General features: G+C 38.7%; 8 protein-coding genes. 2 read left to right on the plus strand and 6 right to left on the minus strand.

All coding sequences use genetic code 11. The features are described 5' to 3' along the window. The first annotated feature begins 26 nt into the window (after window positions 1–26). The gene (gene rluA / locus AC1EU0_RS03545; RefSeq protein ID WP_480300945.1) at window positions 27–707 is read left to right on the plus strand and encodes a bifunctional tRNA pseudouridine(32) synthase/23S rRNA pseudouridine(746) synthase RluA; all 681 of its coding nucleotides are present in this window, start codon (window positions 27–29) and stop codon (window positions 705–707) included. A 285-nt stretch (window positions 708–992) separates the two neighbouring features. Then, complete coding sequence (locus AC1EU0_RS03550; protein WP_480300557.1) at window positions 993–4,928, plus strand: rhombosortase-dependent M36 family metallopeptidase; 3,936 nt, start codon at window positions 993–995, stop codon at window positions 4,926–4,928. A gap of 60 nt (window positions 4,929–4,988) precedes the next feature. Here the strand turns inward: AC1EU0_RS03550 and AC1EU0_RS03555 are convergent, their stop codons facing one another. The 6 genes from AC1EU0_RS03555 to AC1EU0_RS03580 form a co-directional block, all read right to left on the minus strand. After that, entirely contained in the window at window positions 4,989–5,453 is a 465-nt protein-coding gene (locus AC1EU0_RS03555; protein ID WP_480300558.1) for a hypothetical protein, read from the minus strand. Window positions 5,454–5,551: 98 nt separating this feature from the next. Further along, on the minus strand, window positions 5,552–6,484 hold the full coding sequence (locus tag AC1EU0_RS03560; RefSeq protein WP_480300559.1) for a L,D-transpeptidase family protein: 933 nt from the start codon (window positions 6,482–6,484) through the stop codon (window positions 5,552–5,554). Window positions 6,485–6,576: 92 nt separating this feature from the next. After that, window positions 6,577–8,601, minus strand: coding sequence for a cysteine peptidase family C39 domain-containing protein (locus AC1EU0_RS03565; RefSeq protein WP_480300560.1), 2,025 nt, complete (start codon window positions 8,599–8,601; stop codon window positions 6,577–6,579). Next, window positions 8,598–10,619, minus strand: coding sequence for an ATP-binding cassette domain-containing protein (locus AC1EU0_RS03570; protein ID WP_480300561.1), 2,022 nt, complete (start codon window positions 10,617–10,619; stop codon window positions 8,598–8,600). Before AC1EU0_RS03570 ends, AC1EU0_RS03565 begins: the two co-directional genes overlap by 4 nt. Further along, window positions 10,609–11,481: a hypothetical protein gene (locus tag AC1EU0_RS03575; RefSeq protein WP_480300562.1), complete on the minus strand. Its 873-nt coding sequence runs from the start codon at window positions 11,479–11,481 to the stop codon at window positions 10,609–10,611. The genes AC1EU0_RS03570 and AC1EU0_RS03575 overlap by 11 nt, the downstream gene beginning before the upstream one ends. An 11-nt stretch (window positions 11,482–11,492) precedes the next feature. Beyond that, window positions 11,493–13,214 (minus strand): HlyD family secretion protein, encoded by a 1,722-nt coding sequence (locus AC1EU0_RS03580; RefSeq protein WP_480300563.1) that lies wholly within the window; start codon window positions 13,212–13,214, stop codon window positions 11,493–11,495.

Raw genomic sequence — 13,214 nt, forward strand, 5'->3', positions numbered from 1 at the left:
ACCTTTTTTCAGGCTCATTATTCGATATGTCAGACGACTTTATTTACTCACCGCCAAGTGTTCCTTGGTTAGACATCATTTACCAAGATAAAGATGTCATTGTCGTCAACAAACCTTCTGGTTTACTGTCTGTACCAGGACGCGATCCTGCTCATTTTGATAGCATTTATCATCGTGTAAGACAGCTCCACCCTAATGCCCAAATCGTTCATCGTTTAGACATGGCAACGTCTGGGATCATGGTACTAGCACTTAGAAAAAAAGCGGAAAGTGAACTCAAACGCCAATTTCGAGATAGAGAGACCAAAAAGGTCTATTACGCTCGAGTAGCTGGTCATGTTTCTAAAAAGGTTGAAAAGGTTGAATTACCATTAATTTGTGACTGGCCAAACCGCCCAAAACAAAAGGTCTGTCATCAAGTAGGCAAACCGTCTTTAACTTATATTGAAGTAGTGAGTTATGGTAAACGTTCAACCTTAGTTAAGCTCACACCAATTACTGGTCGCTCTCATCAATTAAGAGTTCACATGATGGCAATCGGTCATCCGATTCTGGGTGACCGTTTTTATGCCGACACATTAGCCAAAAGTCTTAGCCCAAGATTACTACTACATGCGAAAAGCTTGACCTTCAAGCAGCCTTATTCTCTTAAAGAATTATTTTTTTCTAGTGTAATTCCTTTTTATAACATCACGACACTTCAGTAACCCAATCCCATCTAAAAGCAAAAATAAATAATATTTATCCCCTAAATAACATGCAGTTTCATCATATAAAACTGCATGTCTAGGTGTTTTTGGAATAAAAAGCCAATTTTTAAAACTTTTATTTCAAATTAGTTAAACAAATGTTGCATTAAGATTTACCGTAAGTTACAAACTGGTCTGCTAGTATCGATTAAACAGCTCAAACTTTCGAGCTAATACAAAACTACTAATCATAACTAGAGATACTTGCAAGATGTACAAAATAAACTTACAGGGAATTAATTAATGAAAACTAAAATTGCATTGGCTATTTCGAGTGCACTTGCGTTTAGTGCTGTTCAGGCTAAACAAACAGATATCATCACTAAAGATCAAATCACTATTAAACCCATTCAATTCGGTATTAAGAAGAATACAAACTCTAAAACCGGAATGCCATCTCAATATGATGCAGAAATGCAACGAACAACTTTTCAATGGGCTGGTATAGATGATGAGCTTGCTCCGATAACGCCACTTGATAATAAATTTAAAGCGAGTGCTGCCGCTGATTACTATTTAAACAAACTGTCTGGAGTTACTCCAGCTAAAAGCGGACTCATGAATATATCAATGGTCAGCATGCATGCCCCTGAAAAGGGAGCAAAGATAGCAAAATATAAACAAGATATCCTCGGGATTGAAATATTCAATCGTGAGCTCAATATCATGATGGACTCTGAACACAAATTAGTGGCATCGTCTGGGTATTTAGCGATAGAACCTTCGAACGGTATCTCCCAATTGAGTACCATTGCAAAGCAACAATTCGGCACTCCTGAAGATGCAATCAAAACTGCTTTTAAAACAATGGGAGGAGACACAGAGTTCTTACAATTACTAAAAACTGACTCTGATTCATCAAAGTATGAGCAGTATGTAACCGACTCTCAAGAGGCAAAATTTCAGTTAAAAGGAATACCAAGAGCCAAAAAAGTATTTTTTGAAGCAAATGGTAACTTAATTCCTGCACACTATGTTGAAGTTGAAGCGAGTCATATTGATTCTGTGGACTCAGAGTATATGAGTTTTGTTATTGACAACTATGGTAAGGTTCTTTATAAAAATAATCTAGTTAGTCACGCCTCAAAATTTAACTACAGAGCATACCTGAATGCTGACGGTAAACCTTGGGACAGCCCACATGGAAATGTCATCCCAGCGAAACCAGACAGTAAGCCAACTGACTTCATTACGGCTAAATACCTAGATGCGCCTCTTGTAGAGTTAACTCATGGTCCAATTAAAACAAATGACCCTTGGCTTGCAGATGACGCCACTAAGGTATTTGGTAATAATGTTCGTTCATACGTAGATGTTGTCGCTCCTGATGGTTTCACAAACGGTGATTACACTGTTGAGGTCACTAGCGCAAACACTTTCGATTACCCTTATGATTCCGATAGTCCTGAATATTCACGCAAAAACCGTGAAGCGGCAATTGTTAACCTTTTCGTAGTAAACAACTATTTGCATGATGATTTTTACAATCACGGTTTTGATGAAAAAGCTGGTAACGCCCAAGAGGTCAACTATGATCGTGGTGGAGAAGAAGGTGATCCGCTACTTGTTGAGGTGCAAGATAACTCAGGGTTTAATAACGCAAATATGCTAACCCCTGCCGATGGTCGCTCTCCTCGTATGCAGATGTATTTATGGGATAAAGACGCTGTCAAGGGTGAAGACTATGGCGCATACATAAAAAATGATGATGGGGAAACACTGATACAATCTGTAACTCTATCTGCTTTAGGCCCTTCTTCGTATGAAAAAATCACGGCAAAATTGGTACGAGCAGAAGATACTGTTGATACTAAAAACGATGCCTGTACTGATTTAGAGAATACTGATGCAATTAAAGGCAATATAGCAGTTATCGATCGCGGCGCTTGTTCTTTCGTACAAAAAATCGAGCACGCTCAAGCTGCTGGTGCTATAGCTGTGATTGTAGCGAATAATAAAGATGGCGATGCTACTTTAAGAATGGGCGGCGATAATGCTGAAGACATTACCATTCCAAACGTTATGATTTCCCAAAACGATGGTAAAAACATCTATAAAATGATGGCTGATGGTGATGTAACTGTCTCATTATTCAGTAAACAAAAGCCAAGAGACTTTAAAGCTAGTTCTTGGGATAACGGCATTGTTGCTCATGAATGGGGTCATTATATCAGTAATCGATTAGTGGGTAACGGTTCTGGCCTAAGCAACAACCAAGGTCGTTCATTAGGTGAAGGCTGGGGAGATTTCCATGCATTGCTACTCTTAACTGAAGAGAGTGATGCTCTGATTGCTGGAAATGAAAAATTCGAAACAGCCTATGCTGCAACTTCGTATGTTGCTAATTTCCAAAGAGGCATCAGAAGAATGCCTTACTCTACAAATACAGAAATTAACAGCCACACCTTCAAAGCAATCGAAGGTAATCCACAAGTTCACGCTTCTGGTGAAGTATGGGCATCTATGCTTTGGGACTCCTATGTTGCTTTGATTAACGATGAGCGCCATAGCTTCAAAGAAGCTCAAAGCCGCATGAAAGATTATCTTGTAGCTGGTTATAAGATGACCCCAGTATCTCCTACATATACGGAGGCCAGAGATGCCCTACTAGCTGCTGCTTATGCTAATGATATTGAAGATTATAAACTCATATTATCGGCATTTGCTAAACGCGGAATGGGCTTAGGAGCTGTCTCGCCATCAAGATTCTCTAGAGACCATAAAGGTGTTGTCGAATCAACTAAAACAGAATTGTCAGCATTCAATGTAGCCAGTCACCAATTTGAAAATAACTTCGAAGGATTAACAAATGGCTATTGCACTAAGGATGGAGTTTTAGACAAAGGTGAAACTGGCACAGTTACTTTTGCTCTTAAAAATTCAGGAAACAAGTCCTTAGAAGGACTTACAGCTAATGTTGAAGTTGTCAGTGAGCATAAAGTTACTTTTGCCAATGAAGGAAAAGTAACGTTTGATAAGTTGAATGTGTTCAAATCTGTAACGAGCCGCCCTCTTGAATTTACTCTAGAAGAAGCATCAACTGCCGATGAAATAAAATTTAAAATTAGCTTCGATGAAATTGAAGGAGTGGAAGTTCCTGAAGACTACACAATCACCACAACAGTTAACTATGGGTTTAAAACAAAGCCATTAAATGGTTCATCCACTTCTTCTGATATGGAGAGCGTTACTTGGAAGAAGGATTTAACTCAAAAAGTTCTCAAAGGCGGAGAGAAAGCTGAGTCAACATATGGCGCGTATGATGGTTCTTTGATCGGACTATTTTCAAGAGGGCACGATCTTGGAAAACAAACAATTCATCTTAAAAACAATGGGTTTGAATCAGACACAACGGTAGAATCTAAAACATTTACGGTTGGATATGACGGTGACTTTGAATTCAGCTTCTGGCATTTCTATGCTATCGAAAGAGGTTATGACGCAGGTGTTATTGAAATTAGCGTAAATGGTGGTGATTGGGTTGATGCTGCAAGTGTCGGTGGTGAATTTAAGTATGGCTATGTTGGCTCCGTAGAAAAACAAGATTCACAATCACTATCTGATAGACCAGTTTACCATGGTCGTTTCAGACCTGCAGGTAATTTTGGTGGTGTCGAAGTGATCAATTTTGGTAACAAGCTAAATGGTAACGAAGTGAAAATTCGCTTCAGAATCGCAACGGATGGAGCTGCTAATGACTTAGGTTGGTGGATCGATAACATTACTGTTAAAAATGCTACGGCTCCAATCTTTAATAATGTAGTTGCTGGTGATTCTTTTGCTTGTGATAACCGTTTACCAACTGTTTCCATTACAGTTGATAAAACCAGTATCACAGAAGGCGACAAAGTGACTCTGACAGCTACAGCAATCGATGCGAATAAGGATAATCTCACTTATTCATGGAAACAAATCGATGGAACTGACGCTAAACTAGAAGGAATTGATACAAATAAGCTTATTGTTACAACTGCTGATATTTCTAGTGATGAAAAGCAAGCTTTTGAGCTGACAGTCAGCGATGGTAAAGGTAGTGTTGTAACTAAATCTTCGGTTGATGTGAAAGCAAAATCGGAAGCCGCTCCAGCCCCAGAAGCTAAGAAAAAGTCGGGTGGTAGTCTAGGGTTTATATCTCTAATTCTAATTCCACTGTTAGGATTAAGACGTAAAACTAAGTAACTTCTTGGATAACTGACAAAATCTTAGTCTAATAAGGCCTTCTGTTTGAAGGCCTTATTTTTACATTGAATTGCTTGATTCCATAGGTGAATAATCAATGATTATTTCAGTGACATTTACTCTTTTTTGTTCTTTGATTCTTTTATATTCCGTCCAAATGTTTTTATCCTTCTTAGGATAATATTCCCAAGTATCAACTGCTATAGCTTTGACTTCATTTTCTATAGCTAGTCCTTTGAGCACTATTTTATTAGCAACAAATACAATAGTTCCTTTTACGACTCCCTTTTCTCCTAACAAAGAGTTAAAAACCACCGTTCCGGCACTTAGCTCAGCGCTTGAGGATTTAAATAATGAATTATTAAATTTATAAGAATAAAGAGACGAATTTTGCTGGATACTACTATCTAGCTCTTTCAAACTTGTTTGTTGTTTTTGACTGTCAACCCGACTGAGAGTTTGTCTATTATCACATCCAACTACTAACAATAAAGCGGTAATAATAGGTATTCTTGTCAATATCATATAAGCTCCATTTACACTAATTGCCTTACAAACAAAAAAAGAAAAATATTTCAATAATATTAACAGGTTATCATTTTACGACTAGAAACTCATTTAAATTAAATTCTCTCAGATGGCTTTCTCTTCCCCTTTCCCACAACAACAGGCAACCCAGAGCGTTTTTCTAGCGAATTTTTCAACACTTCTGAGTCTGTAGCCGCATTGGCAATAAACCTCATAATTGGTTTTGAAATCATTAATGGGGCGGCGCTATTAGAATCAAATTGTTGCTGATTTTTTGATAACGGTTGATGAACCTCAATATAGCGCTCACCATTACTCAAAACGGTAGCTTTGATTGGCTCATTGATAATTTGTACTCGCGTCCCAATAGGCACTATTTTAAATAAACGCTCAATATCATTATTCCTTAAACGTATACAACCATGGCTGATCCTTAGCCCAATACCAAAATTGGCATTAGTGCCGTGAATCGCAAACATGTTACCTATATAAAGTGCATAAGCTCCCATTGGATTATCTGGGCCCGCGGGCCAAATATCTGGCAAGGTTACACCTTGTGCTAGATATTCTGCTTTCATTTTGGTGGTGGGTGTCCATGTGGGATTGGCTTTTTTACGCCAAACTCGAGTAATCCAATTTTCAGGGGTTTCTTTTCCCACCTCACCAATGCCAATGGGATACACCTCAACGGTTTTCTTGCCCTTAGGGTAATAATACAAACGCATTTCAGCGAGATTGATGACGATACCACGGCGAATGGTTTTAGGAAGGATCAATTTGTGGGGAATAATGAGCTTACGCCCAGCTTTGGGAAGAAAAGGATCAACATTTGGGTTGGCCTGCATCAAATTCGTCAAACCAACACTGAATTGAGCGGCAATATGCTCTAAAGATAATTTACCTTGGGGTACAACATAAATCTCATTACGTCCTACTAATCTATCCCCATTTGCTGGTAAGTCATAACTCAAACCATAAGAAAAATGAGAAAACAGCAGTAGCCAGCAGAAAACCAAAACTTGTTTCATATCATGCCCAATCTAACAAACTGCGCATATATTAAGCCATCATTGTTAGAATAACAGTATGATTTTGCTAACCTGTTTTAAGAGTTCAGACTTTATTCAACTTCGAATTGATAATCGGCTAGCTGACTGATTTCACTTCGATGTGAAACCATGATTAAGGTAACACTTTGTTGCTTTAAGCGTTCGATAATTCGTTTGCTGGTTTCAGCATCGACATGACTAAAAGCTTCATCGAAAAAGATCACCTCAGAATGATAGCATAGGGCTCTAGCCAGACTTAATCGTTGCAATTCTCCAGCACTAAACTGCTCAGGCTCAAGAGGAGTATTACTGTTATTTTCGGCATGAAATCCAAGTCTTCTATCCAGTTCTACCAGTTTTAATACTTGCTTCATTTTGTTTACATCTGGTTTATTGCCAGAAAATAAAAACTCGGTGAGTGAGCCACAGATTTCTTCATTGGCAAAGACAAAACCTACATCGACATTTTTAAAAGCCGGCTTGCCTTTATAAAGAGCGTATCCTGTTATCGGCTTTCTTTGACCCGACAGTAAATCAAATAAGGTACTTTTACCTGAGCCGCTGTTTCCCACTAAACACAAAATATCGTTTTTATAGATGATTAAGTTCTTTCGCTGAAACAAGTCACAATCAATACCATTGTAACCAAAACCCATATCGATCAGCTGAAATAACGCCTTTGAATCTTTAGCCTCAACATCAACCTCAGTTTTTTCTGTCGTTTGCTCTGTTTGATAATATGCTGCAGTGTCAATCGCGATATCTTTGTTATTTAGGTATTCATCTACATGACCTTGAAACTGCTTAATCTTAGGCAATACCGTCAAACTGAGCATGTAGGTAAACGAATAAGCACCATAGCTTAATTCACCTTTTATTAATAAGTAACAAGAACAAAACAGTATCAAAGCAGGCGTAACTGAATCTATAGTCTGTGATACTGTTTGATAACGAGAAAGAAACTTTTTCAGCTCGAAATCTGGTGTAAATTGTGGAAATACACGTCCCATCAGTGGCGATAGAATTTCAAATCTCATTCCCATCAATCCAAATCGCTTGAGATCAAATAACCTTTGATTAAGATGACCATTGAATTCAGTTTCGACACGGGATTTCTCTATTGTAAGCTCTTTAACTTGTTTTTTTATTTTCAAGCGATAACCCAGCAGTAAAAGATACGGGATGATGGTAACCACAAAAAGAGGCGGGTTAATCAATAGGATTAGTATCAGCGATACGATGGTAATGCTTATCGAGTCAAAAAAGGTAAAAACCGCTTGCCCAAGCTTGCTGGATAGATTTCGTAAGCCTGAAACCTTGTAACTGATCTCTCCATCATAATGAGAGTCAAAAAAATCGATATCTTTGCTGCTTAAATTTTGTATTATGCTTTGATTAAACCGATATTCGGCATCTTGATTTAGATAAAGTTGTAATTTCAGGCTGATACGGTTGATTAGCCAACTTAGCCCTATGGTAGTGATCCCCGATAAGCCTATTATCGCAACCCAACTTTTAAGGTTATTGGCAATCGCAATATCGTAATAAGCATGGAAAAGTCCCGCGTATATGACCTCCAACACCATAAAAATAATACCCGGCAAGAGCACAAATTTAGTGGCTTTTTGTTTGAATACTGGTAATAAAAAGTCATAAAACGATGATTTATTTACGCCTTCACCTTCATTGCTAGGTTTGTCCTCGATTTCGATGCAAACCCCAGTAAAATGCTCTGCAAGTTTATCGATAGATAAAACTCGCCTCCCCCTTGCAGGATCATTTACATACACCTTTTCTTCTTGGATTTGCTCCAGCACCACGAAGTGACTTAAGTTCCAGTGCAATATGACAGGTCGATTTAACTTTTTAAGCGCATTTAATCCTTTCTTTTTTACGACGGATTTATGCCCTAGTTGAAACGCCCCTTTTTGTAACTGTGCCACCGTAGCACCGTCTCGATTCACGCCACATAATGTTCTTAAGTGACTGGTTGATTGGTAATTCCCCATCCACTCCAATATGATCCCCAAACAAGCAGCACCACACTCGGCAGGATGCTGCTGTAATCGAATTTCGGTAGTCAGCGGCTCAGTCATGATGTAACTCCAATACTCAATTCAATCACTTCATCAGCAATATGTTGAAGCTCCACTCGATGGCTGACTCGAATGATGTATTCGTAGTGTGATTTAAGTTCAGTAAGTATTTGCAACTCCATTTGTTCTGGTATGCCTGATAGCGCTTCATCTAAGATCAAAATTTTTGACGTTTTAAATAACAACTGCGCGAGTAAAATTCGTTGGCACTCTCCGGTTGAAAATGACGCAGCAGCTGACATTACAGGAGTGTCTAACCCCAGGGGCAACTGCTTAGCCTTATCACCCAATTGCACCGTATCTAACGCATTCCATAGCTCTCGTTCAGAAGTATTTTCTGGTGCAAATAGCACTAGATTGTCTTTGAGTGAGCCAATAAACAGACGAGACTCTTGGCCTAAATAAGAAAATAAGCTCTTTCTTTCGGGTTCTGTTAATCGATGTGAGGCTACGCCAGCAATTCTTATTTCGCCTGAATAAGCTTGCTCACTGCCTAAAATACAACGAATAAGAGTACTTTTCCCTGCACCAGATGCACCTCTGATATCAATAATTGAGTGAGGAAAAAATTCAGCTGTTAGGCTGTCACAGCCTTTGAAGTGACAATCATGAGGGAGTTTTACCTGCTCAAAGCGAATCGACAATGCCGTTAACCTTAGTCTTTCAGAGTCTATAGTTTCACACATCGGCATCATGAGTTGCTGCATGCTTGCAATGCCTTTATCGATACTGGTTTTTAAATCAAAAATGATGACGATTTTGGGAAAAGAGCGAAATACCGTATTCACCAAGTACAAAATCATATAAGCACTGCTAATGCTCAAACTGAAACCTGTAACATCATCACTGACTAAGTGGGCGCTCACAAGCATAGCAACACTCAGCGCAAGCCCTTGAAAAAAATGCTGATGATATAAGTTACTTTGAATATTCTGCTTAAGTTCTCTATCGCTGGCCAAATAGTCAATGTGCTCTTGTTGGTATTGAGCCATCGCGGTATCGATTCGTTTGTAGTAAAGATCTGGTTTAACGTTTTGAATAGACTTATTTAACGCTTGTTGACTTGCGATAAGTTGCGCTTGCGTTTGCTCACTAAGTGACGCAATGGTCTCTCTGTTTCTAATACTCAATATCGCCGCTAAAAACGTCAATATGATAGGCACTACCACTAATGCGAATGGTGCTCGAGAAAAGACGGACATTGCTAATGGAATGAGCGCAAAACAGCTACCCAGCATTTGACGATAAGTTATTTTTAAGTGAGCTAAGTGTTGAGCATTTCGGCTTAGCTTTGCTATGTCATTTTGCTTATCGACAGGCAATGCCCAAAGCATAGATAGCCTTAGATACGTCAGCCTTTCTTGCGATACAGAGTCAATCCAACTCTGAGCTCGTTGCATCAAATATTTACCAAAAACAAAACTGGTTATAACGGCCAAAATAAGAAAGCCAACATTCATGTAAGTGATTACTGACTGCGTAGGTACAATAAACTTTAACGTATCCATACCCGACATAAACAGAATGCTCACCATCATGCTCACCGCAAAATTCAGCTTCATAAATTGCGATAAAAAGCGCTTCATTGGTGTATTAATATACTCCGCTAAAGATTCAGCTTTAACTTCTTTACTCCATGAAAAAGCATCAATCAGTAACTGATAACTTTCGAGCTGCTGAAAAAAGTCATTAGTATCTCGAATTTTGAGCTCTTCCCCTGTATTTAGAACCAAAACATGGGTAGACGTTAAGCTGATCATCTTTGCCGTTGTACGTATGAGAATGGGGCCATGAGAATGGTGAACCGCAAACAAGAGTGGTGCGTTTCTCAACTCAGGAGGGGCTAATTCACAATCAGTATGGATAAAGCCTAGCTTCTTAAAAGCCAGTAACCAAAACTTCTCAGACTTGCCGACGGGAAGCGATACATTAGAAACTGATGACCAATCAATATAAGCAACTGGCTCTAAAAAATGTTGCAAGTGCTTTACATTGAGAGAGTGCTGATTACCCTCCATATACGGTTCCAATGGCTGGCCAGAAAATCCATGATTGTATAGGGCACACCAATACCTGTTTTGATTGCTCAGCAGCTTCAACTGTGAGTTTGTTACCCTCAATGTTAGCGATTAAGTGATGGATTCCAAGCTTGTTACTGATTTTTTCGGCGACACTTAATCGACTAACTTCAATCGATTTACCATCAGCAACAGTTAGCTTCAACTTATACTCATCACTATTACTGGCTTTGCCTTGAAAAACATTCGGAGACATATCACCCAGATAAACAATCAGCGAGTTTTCCGATATCGAGCGCTTAACTTGCTTATACCAATTTGTTCCGCCATCAAATTGAATCAATTCAACATCTATCTGATACAGTTTTTTTAGTAGCTCTTTAGAGTAAACCAGCCTAGGATCTGGCTCATTTTGCTGATACATCATGATGACATGAGAAATGCCTTGCTGTTGATAAGTCATGAGGGCCAAACAATAAAAAATAGAGAACACGCTCTGGTGATGTACCGATTCAATAATTAACGAACCTCTTTGTTTTATAACTTGCTCAGGAAAATCAATTACTGATTGTATTTGCTTAAAATAGGCATCGCCTTGTATTGCACTCATTGTGGGCAGAAAAAAGCGTTCAAAGTGATAATCCAAACAACTTATTGCTGCAGTTTGATCGATAGATTTAGGTAACTTAATTGAAGTTACTTGAGACGATAAACTCAAACTCTTTAGCACTGGATCTTGTTGCCAATGATTTCGAATATCATCGTAAATTCTTCGAATACTGGTGGTATTCGATAACCGATTTAGAATCGTTAAATCAAATCTAGGTTCGACTTTTTTCTGTAACACATCCTTGTTTCCCATTTTGAACTCCGTTAATAACTTCGACCAATAAAGATCCTAGCAATATAAGGAATGATTACTTCTATTGGCGCTAATTCATCAATGGTGATGATGGCGCTTGTTGGCACTCCCGGAGAAATTGGCCTGACAGGCTTTCTTCCTCCCCAGTCATAGGCTCCAGTTGCTGTTTTATCTAAACTCAAAATCACAACCTCGCCGGGTACATCTCCAATGATTTTACTGGCTAAATCCTTATCGCCAACCAAAGAATAAGATTGTACTTTTGTCAGTGCAAATGGACTGATCGATTGAATTTTCGCTGATAACTTGGCACCGATTATGGCTTTTTCATACAAAGGCTGTATCAGCGCGGTATCGCCTTTGTTGACAAGTTTTGCGTCTTGGTAACGCAATATGGCGATATTGACCAATTGATCATTAGTCCAGTTCTCCCCCACCGTTTCAAGGCTACTAAATACCGGAATATCGTTTTCAGAGTGCAGTTGGTAATGCTTAAGTGATACTTGGTTTTCATTAAACTCAAAGACCACTGAGTCACCTTTAATTTTGACATTCGATAAATCGTCAATATCTGCTAATTGCTTCTTTAAATCATCGAGTAACGCACCTTGATTTGCGCCTTCAACGTAAACTGACGTTAGCTTTCGATTAATCTTAAAATCAAAATGGCCATAACGAGCTTGCGGAGAGACAATCAGCATCTTTTTCTTTTTTTGCACTTTAACGCTGAGTAAGGTAATGGTTTCCCCTTTTGATACCACCTGACCTACACGTTTTTTTGTATCAATCAGTTTTCCGTCGTATTCGGTAAAAATATTTTGTTGAACCCAGTTCTTGTGCTCAAGCTTGAGCAGTGCTTGTATTGCTTTTTGTTGCTTGAGAGCAATTTTATTAACCGATGCTAGACGCTCAAACTTCCCTTGTTCAATGGTGTTTAAATCGGTTTGAATTTCAAGGTATTGCTGAGTAATGTCATCATCAATCGTAGCAATTTGCTGTTCTTGCTGAGTGATATTCAAATTCAACTTAGGTTTGGCTTCTTCAAGGGTTGAAAGCGATTGAGCTAACTCCTCATATTTACTCAATAGCGGGATTAACGTGCGTTCACTGCTGTAACCTTTCGACTGCAAGGCTTTTAATTTACTGATATAACGCTTATAGGTTTGTTTGGTTTTCGCAAGCTCGACTTTGCTGTCTTTTAACGAACTTTTGCCTACTCGCTTATAACTAACAAGCACATTTTCAAACGTGGCTTTTAAGTCTTTTAATCGACCGATTTTGTCTTTGCTATTAGCTATTTTTTGCTGATATAACTTCAATTGTTCATCGTATTTAGCTTGCGCTTTTTTCTCTTCGGCTTTAATTACCTCAAGCTCTGATTGATAAAGTGTCATTGCAGAAAGGTAGGCATTTTCAGCTATTGGATCGCTCAAAATGAGGATTGGGTCACCAGATTCAATATCACCATTTTCATAATCAAAGGATTTAACCACTCGACCATCGCCGAGGGAAACACTTTCTCTAATACCGCCTATGGGTAAAATCATGCCTTTAGCTTTAACATGCACTTCAATTCGGGCGAACAGCATCCAAATCACTAACACCAACATGAAACCACAAAACAAATAAGCAATAGGCTTAAAAAAGCGAAATGCCCTTTCAGGCAAAATCAACGACAAAGTTTGATGCTTTTCATATTGATCAATAAATGTCTTTCTAAATAGTCTCGCCAT

This window comes from Parashewanella sp. 2210YD4-3 (assembly GCF_056591735.1).